The following is a 21,467-nucleotide window of genomic DNA, read 5'->3' on the forward strand; positions in this document are numbered from 1 at the left end:
CGGTCAGGCCATCGGCAACGCCGGCCAGCGATCGGCGATCCGGCCGCCGGAAAACACCGCGATCGACCCGAACTGCTGCAGCACGGCTTCGCTCTGCGTCGGCCTTAGAAACGCGTAGTCGCCGGGCTTTGCGGTCGCGTCGGCGGGCAAGCCCATGAATTGCTGGTTGGAGGACAGGCCGAGCAGCCCGTTCGCCTTCATGCCTTCTGGGAAGACCGGCTCGGCCATCCACTTGCCGCCATAGAGGTAGCAACCCTTGCGCGGGAACCGGCCGAGCGCCTGCAGCAGGCGAGTGACGGCCGGCGGGCCGGGCAGCATCGGCTCGACCATTTTCAGGATCGGCGTGGCGATGAAGGCCGCCGGCTGGAAGCCGTCGAGGCCTGGCGTATCGAAGTCGCTGGGCAGCACAAAGGCCGAGCCCATCGAGACCTCATTGGCCGCGCCGCCATGATGAAGCAGCGCGGTCTTGCTGCCGCCGATGTTCAGGATGCGGCGCTGGTCGGCGCCGAGACAGGCGACGAACGCCGAGGCCTGCGCCGACGCCTTGGCCAATGCCTTTGCCGGTCCGCCGAAAAGACCGGGAATGAGCGGCGCATGCGCCTCGTAGGCCATGACGCCTTCGCAATGCAGCCGGGCCGGCAACGCGCTCAACGCCTTCGACAAGGCCTCAGGACTGGCGAACCCGCCGCGATGCAGCCCGACATCGATCTCGAAAGCGATGCGCAGGCCGATGCCGAGTTCGTCTGCCAGCGCGCCATATTCCGCCTGTCTCTCCTCGCTGTCGACCAGCCAGCAGACGTGCGACCAGTCGGTATCGGCTTTCACCAGCGCCGCCCTTGCCGCGCCGATCGGCATCGGCTTGCCGTAGAGCAGATCGGCATCCGGGAACGCCTTCAGCACCGCCTCGCTGATCGGCGGGTGGAAGGTCATGAAGCGCTCACTGCCAAGCGCCTTGCCGATATACGCAAGCAGCGGCAGGCAGGCGAGCGATTTGTCGACCAGCCGCACCGCCAGCCCGGGATAGAGTCTGCCCTTCACCAGGGCAATATTGCCGTCCAGCCGGTCGCGATCGAGCAGCAGGCAGGGTTGGAAGATGCCGGCTTCCTTCAGCGCATCCGAGAGGGTGGAAAAATAGGTGCTCATCATTCGATGCCGAACAAGCCGGCCATGTAGGGGGAGACGAAGCGGTTTTGCGGATCGATGTCGCGGCGCACCGCCATGGCATCGTCCCAGCGCGGGTAGAGCTTTTTCAGATCCGCCGCTTTCAGGCTGTGCATCTTGCCCCAATGCGGCCTGCCGCCATATCTGCGGAAGATCGGCTCTGCCGCCCGCATGAACGGCAGAGGATCGTTCGCTGCATCATGGTGGATGGCGATGGAGCAGGTCAGCCTGTTGTAGAATGGCGAAAGCCAGAACTGGTCCGGCGCGACCGAGCGCACCTCCATCGGGAAATAGACCTCGGGAAAACGCTTCTCGGTCAGCTCGATGATCTCGGCCAGCGCCTTCGGCCCTTCCTCGAACGGCAAATGATATTCCATCTCGTTGAACTTGGTCTGCCGGTCGCTGGCATAGACGTTGAGCCAGTCCTGCACGTAGTCCTCGGCGGGAAATCTGGCGGCCGCCGAACGGATCAGGCGGCCACGCAGCGATGGCAGCCAGGCAAGTGCGGTGCGCAGCCTGCGCAGTGTCCTCAAACCCGACTCGTCCTCTTCCGGCGGCCGTGCGGTGGGTGCGGCGGCGCTGAAATCGCTGGCGATGAACTGCGCATAGCCGGAAAACGGAATGTAGTAGAATTCGGCCGAGCGATGCGCGGCCATCATCGCCTCGAAATCGCGCAGCATCTCAGTGATCGGCAGCACATATTTGCGGCGGCGCAACCGGTAGGTCGCGATGTTGTTCAGCGTCACTTCGGTGAGCACGCCGAAGGCGCCGAGCGCGACACCGATGGCATGGATCATGTCCTGATCCCCTGCCCGCTTGAAGTCGCGGACCTTGCCAAGCCCGTCGACGATCTGCACCGTCTCCAGCTGCGTGTGATAGGCGCCGAGCGTCGGTCCCGAGCCATGCGTGGCGGTACCCAGCGCGCCGCCGATCGCCTGGCGGTCGATGTCGCCCATGTTGGGCAGGCCCTGGCCAATGCCTTGCAGGATGCGCATCAGCGGGCCGAGCCGGGTCCCTGCCCGCACCCGCGCCCGATGTGTTTCGGCGTCGTGCGAGACCAGCCCTTCCAGCCTCTCCAGGGACAGGATCGTGCCTTGCGATTTCACCAGCGGCGTGAAGGAATGACCGGCACCGGCGACGCGCACCGGGCCAGGCGCGGTCCGGACGAGATCACCGAGTTCACCGGCATCGCCGGGGCTGGCGATCAGCTTGGGCTCGGCGCTTACAAAGCCCGACCAGTTGCTCCAAATGTTAGACATGCCACCTCCCCGCTCAGGCAACCGCACGACGGTGACGCGACACAAGGACGAAGAGACCGAGCAGCGCCACGCTGGCGACCGCGCTGGCGGCGGCGAATTCCGGAACTGGCCGGAAATCCTTGCCATCGATGAGCAGCGACGCCGCGATCGGCCCGATCGCCAGGCCGAACAGCTGGGCTGCCGGCACCAGCAGCACGGCGGTGCGCGTCTCGTCGGCGGTGATCGCCAGACGGATCTGGTAGGGCACGATGAACAGCAGGATAAAGCCCATGGCCAGGGCAGCGACCCAGAACGTCGTCAGGCCGGGGCTACTGGCAAGAACCAGGGAACTGACAAGCGCCACGACACCGATGACGGCGATGGTAGGGCGATAATCGATGCGCGCCTCGAACGCGGTCGCCGTCATCGCCCCCAGGACCTGCACCGCGAGGCTGGCCGAGACGATCAGGCCGACGGTGCGGCCATCGATGCCGTATTGCGCGCCTAGCGGCTCCAGGAAAGCCCAGACCGCGCCGAAGAACATGAAGTAGCAGAAGACCGACAACAGCGCGGTCATCGAGGGAACCGTCAGCACATTGGCCAAATTCTCTTCCTTGGGCAGGTCGGCATAGTCACCGGGTACGGTGAAAGCGACCGCCAGCGACACGACGCAGACGACGGCAAGAACGATGAAGCCGCCCGCCGACCCAGCGGCCGGGATGACATAGAGCGCCAGCAACAGGGCGAGCGCGCATTGCGCCAGCGTCTGCATGGTGACGAAATAGCCGCCGATGCGCTCGGCGCGCCGCGAGCGGGCGATCAGTTCGGTGGCGATGGCGACCAGACCGCCCTCGGCGAGCCCGGCCAGGGCGCGGGCCGCAATCAGCGTGCTAGCGCTCGCGGCATAGGCCGTCCACACATTGGCCAGCGCCAGCAGCAGCAGAAGGACGGCACTTTTCCAGCGCATGTGGTGCGCCGAAAGCAGCATCGCCACGACAGCCGAACCGATCGCAATAGCGATCATCTCGGCTGTGGCGACCAGCGCCAGTTCGTCGCCGCTGACATGGCCTTCAGTGTAGAGAGCTCCGAGCAGCACCGGCTGCAGGCCGAGGATGAGCAGGCCGACCGAACCGATCCACAAGGCCGAGGCGAGCTGCCAGCCGGTCGGATTGCCGACCAGCCAGTCGCCACTGCCTGCGTGGCCGGTATCTGTCGAAGCCAAAGGCGCCTCCCAACGTCCTTGCCGTGCGGCAAAAAAGCTGACAACCTGTCAGTATTTCAGAAACTGATACTTGATCATATTTCTTGTCAACCGGAATTTGGGAAGCCGTGCGAAAGATCGGTGCATGACGGAATTGAAGAGAATGGCGACCGAGCCGAGGCGCAGGCCCAAGCAGGAACGCAGCCGCGAGCGCATCGACGCGATCCTGTCGACGACCATGCGGCTGATCGGGGAAAAGGGTATCGACGCCGTCACCATGAAGGAAGTCGGCATGCTGGCGGGCGGGCCGATCGCCACCGTCTACCACTATTTTCCCAACAAATCGGCGATCCTGGCGATGCTCTATGAGCGGTTTTCAGAGGTCAGCCGGGCACGGCTGACGACGATCATCGCCGAAATCCGCGACGCGAACGACGTGATCGTGGCCGCTGACCGGCTGCTCGATGATTATCTCAGCCGTGTCGCCGGCGATCCGGCCATCCAGGATCTGCAGAACGCCATCCAGGCCGACAAGGCGCTCAAAAACCTCGACATCGCCGAAACCCGACACCAGGCCAAAATGTTCTGCGACCACGTCATCGCCTTGCTCGAGCCCGAGAGGCGCGAGCAGTTCGAACGCATGGTCCTGCTGATCTTCCAGCTCGCCGGCGGCGTGGTGCGCCTGGCGCTCGCCGAGGGCGAAGCGGAAAGCCGCCAGACCATCGAGGATTACCGGTCTATCATTCACACGCAGCTGCGGCTGTTTCTATAGGGCGTCCGCGGCGATCTCAGCCGCGGCCTATTTCGCCCGATGGATGAGGCCTTCGAAGCCGTGAGTCAGATCGGAAGCGCCGGCCGCGAACATCTTGACGAGGTTTTGCGGACGGCCGGGAGTCTTGTTTGCATCGAGGAGGACGGCCTTGCCCTCATGCATGACGAAATCGAATTTTCCATAGTCAAAGCCGAGTTCACGCCGGCGCTCACGCAATTCGTCGGGCACCGGGACGGGCTCGCGCCGGATCGTCTCCGATGCCTTGACCAGCCCGTTCGGGGAGACGTAGCGGGTGCAGCGCTCGCGCTCTCCGCAAAACACCCAGAAACGAACAGCAAAACCGTCGGGTTCTCTCTCCGGAATGAACTTTTCCACGACGAGATCGTCGCAATCAAAGACGCCATCTGGAACGTCGCCGAGAGATCCATGGACCTCATAAGGATGCAAGGCTGGCAAGCGCGGAAACGGCTGCTGTTTCCCGGCACGCTCGGATCGCCGGTTGAGGAGCGTCTCCGGAATACCCCGATTGTTGAGATTGCTTTTGACGATCACCTGACCTTGCCAGCTGTCGGTTCTGTCGACCAATGCGCCGCTGATCCGCCGCTTGGATATGTCGGCGGCGCCGATGTTGAGGCAGAAGGCAAAACTCCGGGCGTAGTCGACATAGTCCGTGGGCGTCACCGTGGCATCGACATGCAATACCGCCATATCGGCGCTGACCGGCTTCGACAGGCCTTGCTGAACCTGAACCGAGTGGCCGCGCCTTTTCAATTCCGCAAGAATGTCGAACAGCATGTATGGGCTGCTCCTGCGCAGCAGGATGTCGCGCCTGCCCAGGAACCTGTCATGCTCGTGCGTTATCACAACGATGCGCGCCACTATCTACCTCTTGGACTGTCTGTAAATTCTTGAAATGTCTTGGCTTGTCCGACGACCTCTATTAAGCCCCGGCGGGTATCCAAATCCAGGCGTCCAGGGGCCAATAAATTGCATGACAAATCATTGGGACGATTACCACCGCCATTGGAAACTTCTGGAAGCGCCGCTCCGGCCAACAGCGGAAACCGTCGCTATATTCGATCGCGAACTTGATCTCGGAAATGCCGATGTCCTCCTCTTGGGGGTGACCCCGGAATTGGCAATTCTGGGCAAGTCGATGTTGGCGGTCGACCAGTCGGCGGCCATGATTTCCGGCGTATGGGCCGGCGATGACGGCTCGCGAAGGGCAATCGCCGGCAACTGGCTTAACCTGCCCGTGGATCACGCAAGCATCGACGCCGTCATCGGCGACGGATGCCTGTCGGCGGTCGATTCCCAGGCGGCGCGCAGTTCGTTGTTTGGCGAGGTCGCCAGGGTGCTGAAGCCTGGCAGGCGCGCAGCGATCCGCGTCTTCGCACGACCGGAAACGGCAGATGATCTGCGCGGGATCGAAGCTCTGGTTCTGGCCGGCGGGGTCGAGAATTTCCACGCGCTCAAATGGCGGATCGCGATGGCGTCCACGACGAACGACCCCGATTTCGCCATCAAGGTGGCAACGATGCGCGATACGTTCGGCAGACTGTTCCCAGACCGCGAAGCTCTTGCCGCAAGGACGGGGTGGAGCATGAGCTCGATCAACACGATCGACGTCTATGCCGGCTCGGACATAAGCTACAGTTTCGCGACGCTGGCCACGCTGATCGAAGAGGCCGCCGACTGGTTCGGCGAGGTGCGCGTCGTGCCGAGCGGCAGCTATCCGCTGGCCGAACGGTGCCCGCTTCTGGTACTCGGTTCGGCCAGGCACCGGTAAGTTCATCATCATACCGCCAAGAGCCGCTCCGAGCGCCTTGACTCCGGCGCGCCGCCAGCCTATTTCAGCGCCACGTTAGCACTCGCCTTTGGTGAGTGCTAACCACAAGTCCGGCGCCGCCGGATGGAGGAACTGTTTCTCACCGTTCTCATCGAGGAAGAAAAAATGGCAAAGTCGAAGTTCCGCCCGCTTCATGACCGCGTGGTCGTTCGCCGGGTCGAATCCGAATCCAAGACCGCTGGCGGGATCATCATCCCCGACACGGCAAAGGAAAAGCCGCAGGAAGGCGAGATCATCGCCGTCGGCTCCGGCGCTCGTGACGAAGCTGGCAAGCTGGTCCCGCTGGACGTCAAGGCCGGCGACCGCATCCTGTTCGGCAAGTGGTCGGGCACCGAAGTCAAGCTCAATGGCGAAGACCTTCTGATCATGAAGGAATCCGACATCATGGGCATCATCGGCTGATATCAGGCCTTTCCCCGTCAACTGAATTCCCGGGCTCGATCAAAGCCCCTGCCAGGAGCTAAAAATGGCTGCCAAAGACGTAAAATTCTCCCGTGATGCCCGCGAGCGCATGCTGCGCGGCGTCAACATCCTCGCCGACGCGGTGAAAGTCACGCTCGGCCCCAAGGGCCGCAACGTCGTCATCGACAAGTCGTTCGGCGCCCCGCGCATCACCAAGGACGGCGTTACCGTCGCCAAGGAAATCGAGCTTGAAGACAAGTTCGAGAACATGGGCGCGCAGATGGTCCGCGAAGTTGCTTCGAAGACCAACGACATCGCCGGCGACGGCACCACGACCGCAACCGTTCTGGCACAGTCGATCGTCCAGGAAGGCCACAAGGCCGTTGCCGCCGGCATGAACCCGATGGACCTGAAGCGCGGCATCGATCTGGCCGTGACCGAAGTCGTCGGCGCGCTCGGCAAGGCTGCCAAGAAGATCAAGACCTCCGAGGAAGTCGCCCAGGTCGGCACGATCTCGGCCAATGGCGACGAGTCGGTCGGCAAGATGATCGCGGAAGCGATGCAGAAGGTCGGCAACGAAGGCGTCATCACGGTTGAGGAAGCCAAGACCGCCGAGACCGAACTCGAAGTCGTCGAAGGCATGCAGTTCGACCGCGGCTATCTCTCGCCCTACTTCGTCACCAACGCCGACAAGATGGTTGCCGAGCTCGAGGACGTCTACATCCTCCTGCACGAGAAGAAGCTGTCCAACCTTCAGGCCATGCTGCCGGTTCTCGAAGCCGTCGTGCAGACCTCGAAGCCGCTGCTCATCATCTCGGAAGACGTCGAAGGCGAGGCTTTGGCCACGCTGGTCGTCAACAAGCTGCGTGGCGGCCTGAAGATCGCTGCCGTCAAGGCGCCGGGCTTCGGTGATCGCCGCAAGGCCATGCTGGAAGACATCGCCATCCTCACCGGTGGCCAGGTCATCTCGGAAGACCTCGGCATCAAGCTCGAGAACGTCGGCCTCAACATGCTCGGCCGCGCCAAGAAGGTGTCGATCTCCAAGGAGAACACCACCATCGTCGACGGCGCCGGCAAGAAGGCCGAGATCCAGGGCCGCGTCGCCCAGATCAAGCAGCAGATCGAAGAGACCACTTCGGACTACGACAAGGAGAAGCTGCAGGAACGTCTGGCGAAGCTCGCCGGCGGCGTTGCGGTGATCCGCGTCGGCGGCGCGACGGAAGTCGAAGTCAAGGAAAAGAAGGACCGCGTCGATGACGCCCTCAACGCGACCCGCGCGGCCGTCGAAGAAGGCATCGTTGCTGGTGGTGGCGTCGCGCTGCTGCGCGCTTCGGCCAACATCAAGGCCACCGGCGTCAACGCCGACCAGGCCGCCGGCATCAACATCGTTCGTCGTGCGCTGCAGGCTCCGGCCCGCCAGATCGCGGCCAACGCTGGTGCGGAAGCATCGATCGTTGCCGGCAAGATCCTTGAGAACAAGGGCGCGACCTTCGGCTACAACGCCCAGACCGGCGAATATGGCGACATGATCGCCATGGGTATCGTCGATCCGGTCAAAGTTGTCCGTACGGCTCTTCAGGACGCGGCCTCGGTCGCCGGCCTGCTCGTCACCACCGAAGCCATGATCGCGGAGGCTCCGAAGAAGGAGTCGGCTGGCGGCGGCGGCATGCCTGGCGGCATGGGCGGCGGCATGGGCGGCATGGGCGGTATGGATTTCTAAGAAGTCCATAAAGCACGCCCATGAACTAACATTACTCAAGCCCGCAAGCGGGCTTGAGTGGCGGCATGGATTTCTAGTCCAGCCCTATCAGCCTTCAGATACGGAAAGGGCGGCAGAGATGCCGCCCTTTTTTTGCGCAGCGGTCGGCGTCTCAGACGGCGGCATCCGCGCGTTGCTTTACCTCGCCGGCCAGTACCGCCTGCTCGATCAGCGCTGCGACCTCATCGGCCACAGCCTGCACCGGGGCGCGGTCGTGGGTGGCGCGGGCGATCACCATCAGCCCCTCCAGCGACGATTCGACCAGCAGTGCCAATGCATGCGCGCGGCGCTCGGGCACCCCTGCCCTGACGAAGGCGTCCCGCAGCAGGCCTATCCACTGTTCGAAGGCCGAGCGGCACAACTCCGCCAGTTCCGGCACGTCGGTGGGCGAGTCCAGCACGACAGGCGCGATCGGACAGCCGAGCGAAAACTGGTTGTCTTCCAGCATGCGTCCCACCGACTGGTAGATATGATGGACAGCCACCGCCGGATACTTTTCGGCAGCCAGCGCTTCGCCCAGCCTCTCCGTCACGTCGGCAACGCTGGCCCGCGTCACCTCGATGACCAGTTGGTCCTTGCCGCCGGGAAAATGAAAATAGAGCGAGCCCCGCGGTGCACCGCTGGCGCTCAATATGTCGTTCAGCGAGGTGCCGTGATAGCCGCGCTGCCTGAGCAGCAGCCCAGTCGTCTCGAGTATGCGGGTGCGGGTGTCGTTGGCCATGTCAACCTCTGTCAGCAGGAATCATTATAGGCCTTGCGCAAAATATGACAATCGGTCTACATAATATGTAGATCAGTCTATATATTTCTCGAGAGGAACGCATGCGGAGCTACCGCCTCGAAGGGTCTGGGACCGAACCCCTGATGCTGCGCGACACGGCGCAGCCGGAGCCGAGACCGCATGAGATCGTGGTGCGCGTTCGCGCCACCTCGCTCAACCGGCGCGATACGATGATCCTCAACGGCACCTATCCGCTGCCGCCGCGCCAAGGCGTCGTTCCGCTGAGCGACGGGGCCGGTGACATTGTCGCTATCGGCGATACCGTCACCCGCTTTGCTGTCGGCGACCGCGTGACCGGCAGCTATTTCCCCCGATGGATCGACGGCCGCATCCATGCCGGCCTCGTCGACCAACTCGGCTGCACGCTGGATGGCATGCTGACCGAATACGCCGTTCTCGACGAACAATGGGCGGTGCGCTTGCCCGATCATCTCGACTGGCATGAGGCGGCAACGCTGACCTGTGCCGGCCTGACCGGCTGGAATGCCGTGACGGGCGCCGGAATTCCGAAGCCCGGCCAATGGGTTCTGGTCGTCGGCTCGGGCGGCGTCTCGCTCTTTGCACTGCAGTTCGCCAAGCTGCTCGGCTGCCATGTCGCCGCCGTCACCTCGCGCGGTGAGAAAGCCGACAGGCTGCGGGCGCTGGGCGCCGACCTGGTGATTTCGACATCGGATATGCCGCAATGGGGCGCGGCCGTCCGCGACCAGACCGGCGGCATCGATCTCGTCATCGAGACCGGTGGCCGGCGACCTTCGCCCAGTCGCTGATCGCCAGCACGCTTTACGGGCACATCGTGCTCTTGACGCTGCAGGATGCGAAAGGCGGATCGATCCAGTTGCCGGCGGCACTCTACCAGCGCAGCCTCGCCACCATCAGCCGCCTGTTCGTCGGCAACCGGACCAATCTCGAAGCCATGCTGCGCGCCGTCTCGCAGCATCGCCTGCGGCCCGTCATCGACAAGGTCTTCGCCTTCACCGAGGCCGGCGATGCCTACCGCTATTTCCAGCAGGGCGACGTCTTCGGGAAGGTGATCATCGACGGCGCCTGACCCATCAAGTCCTCAAACCAAGGGAGAACGACAATGACAATTCGTGAAGCCTCGGCCAAATGGCAAGGCACGCTGAAGGAAGGGGCGGGCCGGCTGCGGCTCGGCAGCGGCGTCTTCGAAGGCGCCTATTCCTTCCCGTCGCGCTTCGAGAACGGTCCGGGCACCAACCCGGAAGAGCTGATCGCCGCAGCGCATGCAGGCTGCTTCTCGATGGCGCTGAGCGCCATACTGGGCGGCGCCGGCCATGTTGCCCGCAATATCCACACGATCGCCAAGGTGCATCTCGGCGCGACCGCGGCCGGGCCGACGATCACCCGGATCGAACTCGAAACCGATGTGGAGGCCGCAGGACTCGCCGCAGATGAATTCGAGCGCCTTGCACAGTCCGCCAAGGCGGGCTGCCTCGTCTCGCGGGCCCTTGCCGGCGTGTCTCAGATCACCCTCAAGGCAACGCTCGTTGAAGCCACCAAAGGCCAATGAAGCCAGGAGGAAGAAGATGACACAGGAGCTTGTCATGGACGCAACCGCGTACGATCTGTCCCAGCAGACGGCCGAGATCATGCGGCGCTACAACGACGTATTCCAACGCCATGATCCCTCGGCACTCGCCGAACTGGTGGCTGAGGATTGCGTGATCGAGAACACCGTGCCGGCGCCGGACGGCGCTCGTTTTGCCGGTCAAGCGGCGTGCGTCGGGCTTTGGACGGCGATAGCAACCCAGGCCGGCACGCGCTTCGATGTCGAGGAAACCTTCGTTGCCGGCGACCGGGCAACGATCCGCTGGCGCTATTTCATGGCCGACGGCAATTCGCTGCGCGGCGTCAACCTCATGCGCGTGGCCGACGGGCGGATCGTCGAAGCGATGGGCTATGTGAAGGGGTAGCGCGCCCGAGCAATTTCCCAAAGGGCATCGCCCGGAACAGCGCAACAAGGCGAGCGGATCAGCAAGACTGAGCCGCTCCCCGTGGCTCTACCGATCCGCCAGCGCCAGCTTCGCGCCAAGCATGACGAAGGCGCCGGCGAAAGTCCGGCGCATCCAGGTCAACACCATTGGCCGCGAGACGACGTGGCTGCGGATCGAGGCGGCGAAGATGCCGTAGCCGACGAAAACCACGAAGGTCAAAAGCATGAAGACGGAACTCAGCTCCAGCATCTTCGACAGCGCGTTGGGCTCCGTGGTGCTGACGAATTGCGGCAGGAAGGCGAAGAAGAAGATCGAGAGTTTCGGATTGAGCACGTTGACGAGGATGCCGGTGGCAATCACCTTGCCGGCCGAACGCGGCGTCACATCCTGGTCGACGCTGAGGCCGCCATTTTCCTTGAGTGTGTTCCAGGCCATGTAGAGCAGGTAGGCGACGCCGAGATATTTCAGCGTCTCGAAGGCGAGCGCACTGGTGTGCAGCAGCGCCGCCAGGCCAGTGATGGCAGCGGCCATGTGCGGGATGATGCCGAGCGTGCAGCCGAAGGCGGCGATGACGCTGGCTCGCGCACCGCGCGAGAGGCCGGCGCTCAGCGTGTAGAGAACGCCGGTGCCGGGCGAAGCCACGACAATCAGGGACGTCAACAGAAATTCGATGCTCACGATGGTTCCTCCGGCACCCTACCCAACCAGGAAGGTATCGGGCTGCGGGTCGGCGCACAAGCGGAGGCGATTGGAGATTGGCTACACCGGTAACCCGAGCGCCTGGCGTGCCATCAGACACTCCTCGTCGCCGGGCATGCAGGCGCGACAGACGTCCGGCCGGACGTCGTAGATGCCGCAAGCGGTCGACTTGCCGATCTCGCCGGACAGCGCCGAGCAGCGCACGCCCTCGCAGCGCATGCCTGACAGGTCAGATGCGACATATTTTTCCGGGATACGGTCGAGCTGTGCGTCATCCTCGGTGGAAAAGCGCGGCCACTCGGCCGAATAGGAACAGCAGGCACCGCAGCTTTGGCAATCGAAGGTGCCGTGTTGCGACGACACAACGCTCGCGGCGGTCACCAGGGCGGACAGCCCCGGCGCGGCGGGGTTTTGATCGGCGTCTTGCGGCAAGGCGCTATTTCTTCTTAGCCGTCTTGCCCTTCGGCGAATCCGCCGGCGACTTGAACAGATCGGTCGCGGCCTCGGTGGCGTCGCCTGCTTTCGGCGCAGCAACCGGCTTGGCCGGTTTTGCCGCAGCACCCGAGGCTGCCGTCTGATCCTTGGAGGAGAATTTTATGGCCATGTCAGTCCTCGTCGGCGAAGCGCGATGATGGGGCGCGCGGATTGCGCAGGCGGCCGATCAGCGCCGAAACGGCCGTGATGTTCATTTCCTCGGGCGACCAATTTTTCACCGCCTCGATGTGATGGGCCGCCAGCTCGCGATGCGTGCTGCCGCTGTAGGCGGCGTCCTGATAAGTCACCCGCTCATGGGTCTTGGCGTCTTCGCGGACATATTCGATCAGGTAGTTCGGACATTCGGCGCGGCCACGCACGCCGACGCGCACCTGGGCATCACCGTGGGCACGCTTGCAGCGTTCGAGCTTTTCCAGCACACGCCGGACGAATTCGACCGGCTTGTCGAGGCCTTCGACCATATCGGCAATGGTTGCGTCGGCGGCGATCGGTGTTGGCGGTACGCGTTTGGTAGCCATCAGCGTCTTCCGGCCCGCTTCGGCAAAGCGGCTAGCGCGGCGGCGGCGGCCATCTCGTCGGCCTCCTTCTCCAGCCGCAATTCGCGCAGACGCGCGGTCTTGGCTTCACGTGCCTCGCTGACGGCGTCGCGCTCGGAATTGATGCGGTTGAGCGACATCGACTGGGTTTGCGTCTTGCTGAACAGGGACACGGCCTGATCGACGGTTGTCTTTGAACTGGTGGTCAAATCTTTCTCCTGTCAGGAGCCTGTGCCGATGGAGCGAGACCGGGTCTTCGGTCAGGATCACGCACAAAGCAATACGCGCGGCGAATTCAAATTGCTGGAGCGTCCCTTAGCACGTCCAGGCTGGCGCGCAGCGCACTTTCGGCGGCGAGGCCCGCAAAATGAAAAAGGCCAGGCACCGCCTGACCTTCCGTAAAGGCGCCGCGCAACCAGATGACATCCAAAAAAGATGCACCGGGGATGCACGAAACGCCCTTCTCATGCGCATGACATGCCGTGGAAACTCAAGTCTCCGCGGCCATGCGCCCGAATTCGCCACTCACCGGTGCCAGTACATCCGTGGTCACCGGGAGAGCTGAATTCTTTTTTCAGGCCGCCTTCAACTGGTCGGCGGACATCTTGCCCGACTTGTTGTCGCGGACCATCTCGTAGCCGAGCTTCTGGCCCTCGACGATGTCGCGCATGCCGGCGCGCTCTACGGCCGAGATGTGGACAAAAACGTCGGCCGAGCCGTCGTCAGGCTGAATAAAACCAAAACCTTTGGTGGCGTTGAACCATTTAACTGTGCCGGTGCTCATGACGAACCCTTTCCATGGCAAATATTCGTTCGACGCCATGCGGATGCACAACGTCGTTTGTCCCGATTTTTGATGTGGGAAGTTCGTCAAAGGCGCGCTCGAAAGCGCGGATAACAAAAGTCAGTCAAACAAATATCGACGATTTGCTTATAGGCTTCTTTTGGCGCGCTGTCAAATTTGCATAAAGCCACAGCTGCGGAATTCTCCCAAACCACCTGGCCAAAACACCTTGCATGACGGCAAATCGGACGCCAAACAGCGCGCTTGCGCCAACTTGAGAAAAGTTTTCCGGCATCCAGGAACCATCTGCGCAGACGCGCATTTATTCGGTGTCATCAGCAGTTCATGAGAGCAATCGAATAACAGTTGATGGCAAAGACGCCCCCCGCACGATAAAAGGTGCGAGGGGCGTTTTCGTTTGGATCCTATTCGTCCGGACCGGGTTCCGGCCACGTCTCCCTGGCCGCCTCGGCATACCAGTGGCGCATCGCCGGCGTTGCCAGCACGGCGTCGACATAGGCGCGCGTATCCGGCGCCAGCGTGCCGCCATAGGTGTCGAAACGGGTGACGACAGGCGCATACATGGCATCGGCCGCGGTGAAGTGGCCGAACAGGAACGGGCCGCCCTTGCCGTATTTTTCCCGGCACTGGCGCCACAGCGCCTCGATGCGGGCGCGTTGCGCCTCGCCCTCGGCGTCGAGCGGCTTGTGGGCCTTGGGCCGACGCAAATTCATCGGCCAGCCATAGCGAACCTCGCGAAAGCCGGAATGCATCTCGGTCGCAGCCGAACGCGCCAGCGCACGGGCGTCGATATCGGCCGGCCAGAGCTTTTTTTCGGGAAACAGGTCGGCGAGATATTCAAGGATGGCAAGGGTTTCCCAGACGATCTTGCCACTGTGATTCAGCACCGGCACCTGACCTGTCGGCGACACTTTCGCCAGATTGGCAAAGGTTTCAGGCGTGCGCAGCCGCACGAAACCTTCCTCGAACGGGATCTCCAGATGCCTCATCGCCAGCCATGGCCGCAGCGACCATGAGGAGAAACACTTGTTGCCGATATAGAGCGTAAATTCTGCCATTTTTCTCCCCGCACGCCTGGCCTCGATAATCCCATTGCGAACGCATGTTCACAGCCTAGCCCACCGACCTTGCCCCGGGCGGCGGCCGCGCGACCTGATCTGCCGTCCGGGCGACGCCTGGAACCTAACCGACGCCGGCTCGTTAGCTACCCGCAAATGAATTCCTCCGAATTCACACCCCAGGAGATGCGCAAAAATGGTGAACAAGGATCAGGTCGCGGGCGTGGCCAAGCAGGTCAAGGGCTCGGTCAAGGAAGCCGCGGGCAAGGCAACCGGCAACAGGCAGACCCAGGCCGAAGGCACGGGCGACAGGATCGCCGGCAAGGTGCAGAAGGCCTATGGCGACGTCAAGGACAAGGTCAAGAAGGCGCTCTGATCCGACATCGAGAAACGCGCTTTATCGAGGGAAAGGCGGCCGCGAAGGCCGCCTTTTTTCATGTGCTCCAGCCCTTGCTGAAAGCATTGGTGAAGGCAACCTCGCCATGATCGCCGGTCGCCTCGCCCAGCACCACGTCCATGCCGTCGCTGGTCACCCTGGCCAGCGCGAAACCGCCCATATAGGCAGCCTTCGGCTTGAACAGGTCGATCCCGTCCCTGCGATAGATCAGCGGCGTTTCGTGCTGGTGGCCGTGGAAAATGCCGACGACATTGTAGCCCTTCAGCGCCGCCAGCAACGCCTGCCGGTCGGCCTCGCTCCACCAATGCGGCGCACCGGTGCCGTCATCATCGAAGTGGCTCTTGGCGGCATCCCAGCGTTCCACCGAAAAAGTGTCCCAGCCATAATGCTGGAACAGGACGACCGGACGGCCGTCCGCCGCATAGGTCGCCAGGTCCTGCTTCAGCCATGGCAGGCTGCTCTCGGCGCCGTGGCCGGTATCGCCGGCGAACCGATGCGTCTGGATCAGATGCAGGCCGCCCCAGTCCCAGGAGTAGCAGTCGGTGTCGACATCATAGTCGGTGGCCGGCACCGGCGGCTTGAAGAACACGCCGGCGCGATGGTTGACCTCGACATAGTCGCGCAGTTCGCGCCGGTACCAGTCGACATGGTGCGGCGGCCCGTTCTGGTCGAGATCATGGTTGCCGAGCCCGACATAGACCGGCATGTGCACGCGATCCGGGCCGACGCCCTGGCTGTAGCGCTGGCTGAACTGGAGCAGTTGGGTGCCCTCGCTCGGCTGCGTGATCTGGCCGCCGCCATCGTCGGTGACGTCGCCGCCGACGACGAGGCCGAGCGGCGTGCCTATCCTGCCGGCGGAACGCAGGCCGGTGGCGACGCCATTGATCTCGGCCGGCCAGTCCTTGTCGCCAAGCGCATTCAGCACCGCCACGTTGCGCAGCAGCGCGGCGTCGGTCTTGCCCTCCTGCAGGCAGTTGGGGCTCAAGCCGCTCGCCATGCGGCAGGCATGGACATCGGCGATGAACAGGAAGGTGGCGTCGATCGACTGGACGCGTTGCCCGGTCTGGCCGAAGGCCGGCCGCGGCAAGGCGCCGGCCGCGGCAAATCCCGCAGCCTGTACCAGGAAGTTGCGTCGGGAAAACGATCCAGTCGAACGGCGATTCATCATCTGCTGATTCAGCATGGCCAGCAGCCGGTCGTCCAGCGCCTCTGCGCCATCATCGACATGACGCCATGGGTCTGGCATGTCTCGCTTGCGCGAGCGGAGGAGGACGAAAATGAAAGCCGCAGCTATCTGCATGATCCTGGCCGCGATGTTGTGCGCGAGCACCGCGCATGCCGCCGATTGCGTCGATGCCAAGTCCGCCAGGAAGGGTTTCGTTCTGGCGAGACCCGGCATCCAGAGCGAATTTCGGCCCGTGGCCGGCGGGATGATGTCGGTTGCCAACACCTACGAATCGCAATCGCCCCAGACCCAATATCTGTTCGCCGGCCTGATCGAGGTGTTTCGCGACAGCGACACCGGCCGCCAGGCGATGATCCCGTTTTCCGATCTGCGAAAGCTGTTCCCGCTGAAGGCGGGGGCAAAGGCCACGATAGAGTTCGTCGAGCTGTCGCCGAACAAGCCGCCGAAGGGCACCAAGACGCTGAGCCTGGTCGTCAAGGGCAAGGAGACATTCAGTCTGGGCGCGTGCAAATACAATGTCCTGGCGGTCAAGGAGACCTTCAAGAACGGCGCCGGCGAGACGCTGGACTCATTCACCGCCCTCTATGCGCCCGATCTGCAAGCCGCGCTCGCGCGGCGCTACGATGAAGGCACCAGTTCGGAATCCGTCAACGGCTACGAGACGATCAAGCCGCTGGCCGAGTAGCTGAACCAAAGCCCGGCGAGTCAAGGGGTTCTCGGCCGTGGCAGTATCCTGTTGCGTCGCCTGGCAACCAAGCCGCCCGGCGACGGCGCGCTGCGCTCCAGCCCCGCCAGGCAATCCCGCAGCACACCGGCATCCTGCGCCGTCTTGGCCATCGACATCGCCCCGGAATAGGCGGCGACCGTCAGCGCGGCGAAGCGTTCGGGGTCCGTGCCCTCGTCCTTGCCCGCCTGCTGGTCGGCACGCACCTTGTCGGCAATCGCGCGCCGCCACCCGGCAAAGATACCGGCAAGGGCAAGGCGGAAATCGGGATCGGCAAGCGACAGTTCGTGCGCCAGATTGTTGAGCGGGCAGCCGCGCACGAAACCCTGCTGCTCCAGTTCCGCCGCCACGGCCTCGAACACCGAGCGCACGCCCTCGCGCGCCGATGCCGCCGCCAGCACCGGGGCGATCCATGTCTCTTCGACCGCTGCCGCCACACGCTCGTCGATCACAGCCAGCGCCAGCGCCTTCTTGGTCGGGAAGTGGTGATGCAGCGCGCCGCCGCTGACATCAGCCGCCGCCATCAGATCGCCGATGCTGGAGGCGTGATAGCCACGCGCCTGGAAGGCGTCCTCGGCGACATCGAGCACTTTCTTGCGCATGCCTTCAGGGTCGTTGGTGCGTTTTCCCGCCATGCGGATCTCCCCCTTCTCCCCTTGTGGGAGAAGGTGCCTGAACGAAGTGAAGGCGGATGAGGGGTGCTCCAGCTTGACACCAACGGCGCACCGTCGAGCACCCCTCAACCGTCTCGGCGCTGCGCGCCAATCCACCTTCTCCCACAAGGGGAGAAGGCAAAAGAAGATAGCATGTTGACAAAACAGGACAACCGGTCTGTTTTACAAAACAGGACGATCACCCTGTTTTTGGAGAATGTCGGATGAACCTGCCCCAGAACGTCGCGACGAAGCCCTCAGCGCTCGCTTCGCCTGTCGTCGAGCTTCGGCAATACACGCTGAAGCCTGGTCGGCGCGACACACTCATCGGCATCTTCGACGGCAGGCTGATCGAGGGCCAGGAGGACGCCAGCATGACCATCATCGGCCAGTTCCGGAACCTCGATCGGCCTGACATGTTCGTCTGGATGCGCGGCTTCGACGACATGGATGCGCGGAAAAATGCTCTCGCCGCTTTTTATGGCGGGCCGGTCTGGGCGGCGCACAGCTATGCGGCCAACGCAACGATGATCGATTCCGACGATGTGCTGCTGCTGAAGCCGGCGTGGCCGGGCGCCGGGTTCGACCTCGCGGGCAAGCAGCGGCCAAGCCTGGCCGCCGACGGAAAGCCCATTCAAAACAAACCGCTGACCGGCATCGTTGTCATCGAGATTCATCATTTGCAGCCCGGCACGGAGGCAGATTTCGCCACTCGCTTCGAGACTGAGACGGCGTGCCTGATGACGGCCGACGCACGCCTGCTCGCCGCCTTCGTTACCGAGCATGCCGAGAACAGTTTTCCGCGCCTGCCGGTACGGGCTGATGAAAACGTCTTCATCAGCGTCATGGGTTTTGCCAGCACCGAGGCGCATGCCCGCCACCAGGCTGCGCTTGCCGCTTCTCCGGCATGGCGGGGTTTTTTGCAGGCCGCGCAGCTCGGCCTGACCAAACAAACGGAGACTTTGCGGCTGTCGCCCACATCGCAATCATTGGTCGGGCGTTAGACTTCAAATGCCTCGATGATCGCCTTTGCGACAAGGACCGGGTCTTCCCAATGCGGGTTGTGGCCACAGCTCTCGGCCCGAACGAAGACGGCTCCGGCAAGGGCGGATTGCAACGCCTGCTGGTGCGCCTCGCCGAACAGCGGGTCGCAGGCGCCGGCGATGATCAGCGTCCGGGCTTGCACGGCTCGTGCAGCATCGGTCAGGTCGGCGCGGCGGATTTCCTCGAGAATCGCGCGCCAGCGCGGGGTCGGCATCGCCGAGGCCTCTTGCGCCAAGCCGGCGAGAAAGGCTGCGGGCACGTCGGGACGACAGGCATGCCACCAGGCATAGAACGGATCGGCCGGCGATATCGGGTCGCGCAGGGCCTCGACGCTCACCACCAGCGGATGACCCGGCGCGAAATCGGGCTTCAACGTGCCGGCCAGGACCACCAGCCCGCCGATCAACTCCTTGTGCCCCGCAGCCAAGGCGACAGCCACCATGGCGCCCAGCGAATGGCCGACGACGACCAGTCGGTCGAGTTGTAAACTCTGGATCAGCCCGGCCATATCATCGGCAAGATCGGCGATGCCGCAGTTCTTGCCAGCCTGCGAGGCGCCGTGGCCGCGCAGATCCGGCATGATCAGACGACGGCCGGCCAGATATGGCGCCAGAAGCGAAAAACTGCGGCTGGTGTCGGTGAAGCCGTGCACCAACAGCAGTGCCGGCTCGGCGCCTGATACCTCGACATAGGCGATGTCGAGATCGCCGACAGTGACGAATTGCTTGCGGCCGGACCAGGCGCCCTGCTCCGGCAAAGCATCAAGCACCGCCGCTCTCACAGACCGAGCTTTTCCTTGACCGCGGCGAGGCCGGGTTGGCCGTCGAAGGTGGTGACGCCGGCGAGCCAGGCGTCGAGGCGGCTTTTGTTGGCCGTGATTGCCTTCAGCGCGCCGTCCTCCGGCTTCATGCCGTCATTGATCAGATAGCCCATGCCGACATTCTCGAAATCGATGTCGAAGGCGAGATTCCTGAGGAATTGCGCGACGTTCGGGCATTGCTCGAGATAGCCCTTGCGCACCTGCGTCGTCACCGTCGCGGCGCCGAAGTTCGGGCCGAAGAACTTGTCGCCGCCGGTCAGGTACTTGAAGTCGTACATCGTGTTCATCGGATGCGGCGCCCAGCCCTGGAAGACGATGAACTGCTTTTCCTTGATCTCGTAGCCGACCTCGGAAAGCATGCCGGCTTCGCTGGACTCGACCACTTGCCAGCCGTCCAGGCCAAAGGCGGGATCGGCGATGGCGTCCATCATCAACTGGTTTGAACCGGGCTCGATGCCGTACATTTTCTTGCCGAACTTGTCGGCGAATTTGTGCAGATCGGAAATGTCCTTGACGCCGGCGTCCCAGGCGTAGGTCGGGACGGCGAAGGTGTATTTGGCGCCCACGAGATTGACGCGCACATTCTCGACAGAGCCGTCCTGCTTGTAGGGCTCGTAATAGGTGACCATGGCCGGATCCCAGTAGCCCAGGAACAGGTCGAGATCCCTGTTCTTCATGCCCTCGTAGATGACGTTGATGCCGAGCACCTGGCTTTGCGGCTGATAGCCGAGCGCCTCCAACAGGACGTTGGCGACCCCCGTGGTGAAGGCAAGGTCGTTCCAGCCGGGTTCGGCCATACGGACCGTCCTGCACTCTTGGCCCTCGGCCGCCTGAGCCGCATGAGAGGCCAACATGAGGGCGGCCAAACAGACGCCGTTTGCAAGGATGCGCAACATTTCGGTTCTCCTCATTCGTGAAATTGACCACTTGGTCTTTTTATTGTCCCATGGGTCAATTCTTGATCTGAGCGGACGAAAATGTCAACGTGGATTCGCGATGCATGGACCGATCCCGTGAAACTCAAGCGTCTCAGTGAGATACGCCGCAAGGAGCTACGGCAGGCGGCTTTCGTGGTTCTGGAGCGCGAAGGCATTGCCGGCGCGACCCTGGAGAAAGTGGCCGCCCAGGCAGGTGCCTCCAAAGGCATCGTGCTGCACTATTTCCGCAACAAGCAGGAACTGTTCGAGCACGCGATGCGCGAAGCCAATGCCGTCCTGTGCCAGGCGGTGATCGCGCGGCTTCGCCGGGCGCGTACGCCGATGGAGCGCATGGATGCGGTGATCGAGGGTAATTTCGAAGAGCATCTGTTCCAGCCGCCTCTGTGCCATGCCTGGCTGTCGCTCTGCGCCGAGGTGCCGCGCGACGAGAAGATGGCCCGTATCCAGCGGGTGATCCATGCGCGCATGCGCTCGAACCTGTTGTCGGGCCTGCACGGCCTCGCCTCGCCGGCGGATGCCGACGACATCGCGCTTGGCGTCACGGCGCTGATCGACGGGCTTTGGCTGCGGCTCGGCCTGCAACCGGGCAGCGTCTCGCGCGAACAGGCCGTCCGCCAGGTCAAGAATTATGTCGCGGGCCGGCTGGCCCTGCGGGAGCTTGCGACCACCGGCGCGTAACCGGCCTCGGCTGGCCTATCGAATATGGTATTCCTGAGATGTCTGCCCGGCACGAACCCCCACCCCTAACTTGCCGGGGCGAGCCACGGGTCTCGCCCCGGCAAGTTAGGGTGGGGGTCCTCCTTCGCAAGAATCCCCCGCCTTTGAGGGAGATGGCAGCAGGCGTGGAGCGCCAGCCTCTTCCGGCGGCGATAAGAGGTCACGCCCGGTCGAACCGACCCCCTCTGTCGCCTTCGGCGACATCTCCCCCTCGAGGGGGGAGATCACCTTCAACCGATTTGCATACTTGCCGCCCGCAATCTCCGCTTGAAGCCGTTTG

Annotated in this window: 28 protein-coding genes; 12 read left to right on the forward strand and 16 right to left on the reverse strand. The window is 63.3% G+C overall.

Annotation, left to right across the window (positions count from 1 at the left end; translation table 11 throughout):
- Positions 1-3 precede the first annotated feature (3 nt).
- From NP945_RS03450 to NP945_RS03460, 3 genes are read right to left on the reverse strand one after another with little or no spacing between them, the layout of a single operon-like run.
- Positions 4-1,143, reverse strand: coding sequence for a DSD1 family PLP-dependent enzyme (locus tag NP945_RS03450; protein ID WP_256745582.1), 1,140 nt, complete (start codon positions 1,141-1,143; stop codon positions 4-6).
- A complete protein-coding gene (locus NP945_RS03455) occupies positions 1,143-2,420 on the reverse strand; it encodes a D-arabinono-1,4-lactone oxidase (protein ID WP_256745583.1) in 1,278 nt (425 codons plus the stop codon). Before NP945_RS03455 ends, NP945_RS03450 begins: the two co-directional genes overlap by 1 nt.
- Before the next feature lie 13 nt (positions 2,421-2,433).
- The gene (locus tag NP945_RS03460) at positions 2,434-3,621 is read right to left on the reverse strand and encodes an MFS transporter (RefSeq protein ID WP_256745584.1); all 1,188 of its coding nucleotides are present in this window, start codon (positions 3,619-3,621) and stop codon (positions 2,434-2,436) included.
- A gap of 124 nt (positions 3,622-3,745) precedes the next feature.
- Here NP945_RS03460 and NP945_RS03465 point away from each other — a divergent pair, with 124 nt between their 5' ends.
- Positions 3,746-4,372 (forward strand): TetR/AcrR family transcriptional regulator, encoded by a 627-nt coding sequence (locus NP945_RS03465; RefSeq protein WP_189367763.1) that lies wholly within the window; start codon positions 3,746-3,748, stop codon positions 4,370-4,372.
- Positions 4,373-4,399: 27 nt separating this feature from the next.
- On the opposite strand, the gene NP945_RS03470 is transcribed toward NP945_RS03465, so the two are convergent.
- Positions 4,400-5,251, reverse strand: a complete 852-nt coding sequence (locus NP945_RS03470) for a hypothetical protein (protein WP_256745585.1) — start codon at positions 5,249-5,251, stop codon at positions 4,400-4,402.
- Between the two features lie 112 nt (positions 5,252-5,363).
- On the opposite strand from NP945_RS03470, the gene NP945_RS03475 reads away from it, so the two are divergent.
- From NP945_RS03475 to groL, 3 genes are all read left to right on the forward strand, one after another.
- On the forward strand, positions 5,364-6,161 hold the full coding sequence (locus NP945_RS03475; RefSeq protein WP_256745586.1) for a class I SAM-dependent methyltransferase: 798 nt from the start codon (positions 5,364-5,366) through the stop codon (positions 6,159-6,161).
- 165 nt (positions 6,162-6,326) lie between these two features.
- The gene (groES, locus tag NP945_RS03480) at positions 6,327-6,623 is read left to right on the forward strand and encodes a co-chaperone GroES (protein WP_006203049.1); all 297 of its coding nucleotides are present in this window, start codon (positions 6,327-6,329) and stop codon (positions 6,621-6,623) included.
- 64 nt (positions 6,624-6,687) lie between these two features.
- The gene (gene groL, locus NP945_RS03485) at positions 6,688-8,343 is read left to right on the forward strand and encodes a chaperonin GroEL (RefSeq protein WP_127379092.1); all 1,656 of its coding nucleotides are present in this window, start codon (positions 6,688-6,690) and stop codon (positions 8,341-8,343) included.
- A gap of 151 nt (positions 8,344-8,494) precedes the next feature.
- On the opposite strand, the gene NP945_RS03490 is transcribed toward groL, so the two are convergent.
- Entirely contained in the window at positions 8,495-9,103 is a 609-nt protein-coding gene (locus NP945_RS03490) for a TetR/AcrR family transcriptional regulator (protein WP_128290248.1), read from the reverse strand.
- A 101-nt stretch (positions 9,104-9,204) separates the two neighbouring features.
- Here NP945_RS03490 and NP945_RS03495 point away from each other — a divergent pair, with 101 nt between their 5' ends.
- The 4 genes from NP945_RS03495 to NP945_RS03510 are packed head-to-tail and all read left to right on the forward strand — an operon-like array spanning position 9,205 to position 11,094.
- Complete coding sequence (locus NP945_RS03495) at positions 9,205-9,930, forward strand: NAD(P)-dependent alcohol dehydrogenase (RefSeq protein ID WP_256745587.1); 726 nt, start codon at positions 9,205-9,207, stop codon at positions 9,928-9,930.
- A 26-nt stretch (positions 9,931-9,956) separates the two neighbouring features.
- The gene (locus tag NP945_RS03500) at positions 9,957-10,211 is read left to right on the forward strand and encodes a zinc-binding dehydrogenase (protein WP_256745588.1); all 255 of its coding nucleotides are present in this window, start codon (positions 9,957-9,959) and stop codon (positions 10,209-10,211) included.
- A gap of 33 nt (positions 10,212-10,244) precedes the next feature.
- A complete protein-coding gene (locus NP945_RS03505; RefSeq protein WP_256745589.1) occupies positions 10,245-10,691 on the forward strand; it encodes an OsmC family protein in 447 nt (148 codons plus the stop codon).
- Between the two features lie 16 nt (positions 10,692-10,707).
- Positions 10,708-11,094, forward strand: coding sequence for a nuclear transport factor 2 family protein (locus NP945_RS03510; RefSeq protein ID WP_127396149.1), 387 nt, complete (start codon positions 10,708-10,710; stop codon positions 11,092-11,094).
- 87 nt (positions 11,095-11,181) lie between these two features.
- On the opposite strand, the gene NP945_RS03515 is transcribed toward NP945_RS03510, so the two are convergent.
- From NP945_RS03515 to NP945_RS03545, 7 genes are all read right to left on the reverse strand, one after another.
- Positions 11,182-11,793, reverse strand: coding sequence for a LysE family translocator (locus NP945_RS03515; RefSeq protein ID WP_127270585.1), 612 nt, complete (start codon positions 11,791-11,793; stop codon positions 11,182-11,184).
- An 81-nt stretch (positions 11,794-11,874) separates the two neighbouring features.
- A complete protein-coding gene (locus NP945_RS03520) occupies positions 11,875-12,195 on the reverse strand; it encodes a YkgJ family cysteine cluster protein (protein WP_256745846.1) in 321 nt (106 codons plus the stop codon).
- Positions 12,196-12,250: 55 nt separating this feature from the next.
- Positions 12,251-12,418, reverse strand: a complete 168-nt coding sequence (locus tag NP945_RS03525; protein WP_127319514.1) for a hypothetical protein — start codon at positions 12,416-12,418, stop codon at positions 12,251-12,253.
- Position 12,419: 1 nt separating this feature from the next.
- Positions 12,420-12,827, reverse strand: coding sequence for a hypothetical protein (locus tag NP945_RS03530; protein ID WP_013532398.1), 408 nt, complete (start codon positions 12,825-12,827; stop codon positions 12,420-12,422).
- The gene (locus tag NP945_RS03535; RefSeq protein WP_013532399.1) at positions 12,827-13,054 is read right to left on the reverse strand and encodes a hypothetical protein; all 228 of its coding nucleotides are present in this window, start codon (positions 13,052-13,054) and stop codon (positions 12,827-12,829) included. The genes NP945_RS03530 and NP945_RS03535 overlap by 1 nt, the downstream gene beginning before the upstream one ends.
- A 365-nt stretch (positions 13,055-13,419) precedes the next feature.
- On the reverse strand, positions 13,420-13,629 hold the full coding sequence (locus NP945_RS03540; RefSeq protein WP_010915421.1) for a cold-shock protein: 210 nt from the start codon (positions 13,627-13,629) through the stop codon (positions 13,420-13,422).
- A gap of 425 nt (positions 13,630-14,054) precedes the next feature.
- On the reverse strand, positions 14,055-14,708 hold the full coding sequence (locus NP945_RS03545) for a glutathione S-transferase family protein (protein WP_128309027.1): 654 nt from the start codon (positions 14,706-14,708) through the stop codon (positions 14,055-14,057).
- Between the two features lie 196 nt (positions 14,709-14,904).
- On the opposite strand from NP945_RS03545, the gene NP945_RS03550 reads away from it, so the two are divergent.
- Entirely contained in the window at positions 14,905-15,084 is a 180-nt protein-coding gene (locus tag NP945_RS03550; RefSeq protein ID WP_027037831.1) for a CsbD family protein, read from the forward strand.
- 58 nt (positions 15,085-15,142) lie between these two features.
- Here the strand turns inward: NP945_RS03550 and NP945_RS03555 are convergent, their stop codons facing one another.
- Entirely contained in the window at positions 15,143-16,273 is a 1,131-nt protein-coding gene (locus NP945_RS03555; RefSeq protein WP_256745847.1) for a metallophosphoesterase, read from the reverse strand.
- 109 nt (positions 16,274-16,382) lie between these two features.
- Here NP945_RS03555 and NP945_RS03560 point away from each other — a divergent pair, with 109 nt between their 5' ends.
- A complete protein-coding gene (locus NP945_RS03560; RefSeq protein WP_256745590.1) occupies positions 16,383-16,976 on the forward strand; it encodes a hypothetical protein in 594 nt (197 codons plus the stop codon).
- Between the two features lie 20 nt (positions 16,977-16,996).
- Here NP945_RS03560 and NP945_RS03565 read toward each other — a convergent pair whose 3' ends face one another.
- Positions 16,997-17,650, reverse strand: a complete 654-nt coding sequence (locus tag NP945_RS03565) for a TetR/AcrR family transcriptional regulator (protein WP_256745591.1) — start codon at positions 17,648-17,650, stop codon at positions 16,997-16,999.
- 242 nt (positions 17,651-17,892) lie between these two features.
- On the opposite strand from NP945_RS03565, the gene NP945_RS03570 reads away from it, so the two are divergent.
- Complete coding sequence (locus NP945_RS03570; RefSeq protein ID WP_256745592.1) at positions 17,893-18,672, forward strand: NIPSNAP family protein; 780 nt, start codon at positions 17,893-17,895, stop codon at positions 18,670-18,672.
- On the opposite strand, the gene NP945_RS03575 is transcribed toward NP945_RS03570, so the two are convergent.
- Both NP945_RS03575 and choX read right to left on the reverse strand, forming a co-directional pair.
- Positions 18,669-19,481: an alpha/beta fold hydrolase gene (locus tag NP945_RS03575; protein ID WP_256745593.1), complete on the reverse strand. Its 813-nt coding sequence runs from the start codon at positions 19,479-19,481 to the stop codon at positions 18,669-18,671. The two genes, NP945_RS03570 and NP945_RS03575, sit on opposite strands and share 4 nt — an antisense overlap.
- A gap of 8 nt (positions 19,482-19,489) precedes the next feature.
- A complete protein-coding gene (choX, locus tag NP945_RS03580; protein ID WP_256745594.1) occupies positions 19,490-20,428 on the reverse strand; it encodes a choline ABC transporter substrate-binding protein in 939 nt (312 codons plus the stop codon).
- Between the two features lie 81 nt (positions 20,429-20,509).
- Here choX and betI point away from each other — a divergent pair, with 81 nt between their 5' ends.
- Positions 20,510-21,148, forward strand: coding sequence for a transcriptional regulator BetI (betI, locus tag NP945_RS03585; RefSeq protein ID WP_256745595.1), 639 nt, complete (start codon positions 20,510-20,512; stop codon positions 21,146-21,148).
- Positions 21,149-21,467: the final 319 nt, after the last annotated feature.

The sequence above is a fragment of the Mesorhizobium sp. LMG17149 genome (assembly GCF_024518695.1).
GTDB lineage: Bacteria > Pseudomonadota > Alphaproteobacteria > Rhizobiales > Rhizobiaceae > Mesorhizobium.

What these genes read in the sequence shown, in the direction of transcription:
- NP945_RS03450 (WP_256745582.1), bottom strand. Translation starts at nt 1,143, where the DNA reads ATGAGCACCTATTTTTCCACCCTCTCGGATGCGCTGAAGGAAGCCGGC.
- NP945_RS03455 (WP_256745583.1), bottom strand. Translation starts at nt 2,420, where the DNA reads ATGTCTAACATTTGGAGCAACTGGTCGGGCTTTGTAAGCGCCGAGCCC.
- NP945_RS03465 (WP_189367763.1), top strand. Translation starts at nt 3,746, where the DNA reads ATGACGGAATTGAAGAGAATGGCGACCGAGCCGAGGCGCAGGCCCAAG.
- NP945_RS03475 (WP_256745586.1), top strand. Translation starts at nt 5,364, where the DNA reads ATGACAAATCATTGGGACGATTACCACCGCCATTGGAAACTTCTGGAA.
- groES (WP_006203049.1), top strand. Translation starts at nt 6,327, where the DNA reads ATGGCAAAGTCGAAGTTCCGCCCGCTTCATGACCGCGTGGTCGTTCGC.
- groL (WP_127379092.1), top strand. Translation starts at nt 6,688, where the DNA reads ATGGCTGCCAAAGACGTAAAATTCTCCCGTGATGCCCGCGAGCGCATG.
- NP945_RS03490 (WP_128290248.1), bottom strand. Translation starts at nt 9,103, where the DNA reads ATGGCCAACGACACCCGCACCCGCATACTCGAGACGACTGGGCTGCTG.
- NP945_RS03495 (WP_256745587.1), top strand. Translation starts at nt 9,205, where the DNA reads ATGCGGAGCTACCGCCTCGAAGGGTCTGGGACCGAACCCCTGATGCTG.
- NP945_RS03505 (WP_256745589.1), top strand. Translation starts at nt 10,245, where the DNA reads ATGACAATTCGTGAAGCCTCGGCCAAATGGCAAGGCACGCTGAAGGAA.
- NP945_RS03510 (WP_127396149.1), top strand. Translation starts at nt 10,708, where the DNA reads ATGACACAGGAGCTTGTCATGGACGCAACCGCGTACGATCTGTCCCAG.
- NP945_RS03525 (WP_127319514.1), bottom strand. Translation starts at nt 12,418, where the DNA reads ATGGCCATAAAATTCTCCTCCAAGGATCAGACGGCAGCCTCGGGTGCT.
- NP945_RS03530 (WP_013532398.1), bottom strand. Translation starts at nt 12,827, where the DNA reads ATGGCTACCAAACGCGTACCGCCAACACCGATCGCCGCCGACGCAACC.
- NP945_RS03540 (WP_010915421.1), bottom strand. Translation starts at nt 13,629, where the DNA reads ATGAGCACCGGCACAGTTAAATGGTTCAACGCCACCAAAGGTTTTGGT.
- NP945_RS03545 (WP_128309027.1), bottom strand. Translation starts at nt 14,708, where the DNA reads ATGGCAGAATTTACGCTCTATATCGGCAACAAGTGTTTCTCCTCATGG.
- NP945_RS03550 (WP_027037831.1), top strand. Translation starts at nt 14,905, where the DNA reads ATGGTGAACAAGGATCAGGTCGCGGGCGTGGCCAAGCAGGTCAAGGGC.
- NP945_RS03555 (WP_256745847.1), bottom strand. Translation starts at nt 16,273, where the DNA reads ATGATGAATCGCCGTTCGACTGGATCGTTTTCCCGACGCAACTTCCTG.
- NP945_RS03560 (WP_256745590.1), top strand. Translation starts at nt 16,383, where the DNA reads ATGAAAGCCGCAGCTATCTGCATGATCCTGGCCGCGATGTTGTGCGCG.
- NP945_RS03565 (WP_256745591.1), bottom strand. Translation starts at nt 17,650, where the DNA reads ATGGCGGGAAAACGCACCAACGACCCTGAAGGCATGCGCAAGAAAGTG.
- NP945_RS03570 (WP_256745592.1), top strand. Translation starts at nt 17,893, where the DNA reads ATGAACCTGCCCCAGAACGTCGCGACGAAGCCCTCAGCGCTCGCTTCG.
- choX (WP_256745594.1), bottom strand. Translation starts at nt 20,428, where the DNA reads ATGTTGCGCATCCTTGCAAACGGCGTCTGTTTGGCCGCCCTCATGTTG.
- betI (WP_256745595.1), top strand. Translation starts at nt 20,510, where the DNA reads ATGTCAACGTGGATTCGCGATGCATGGACCGATCCCGTGAAACTCAAG.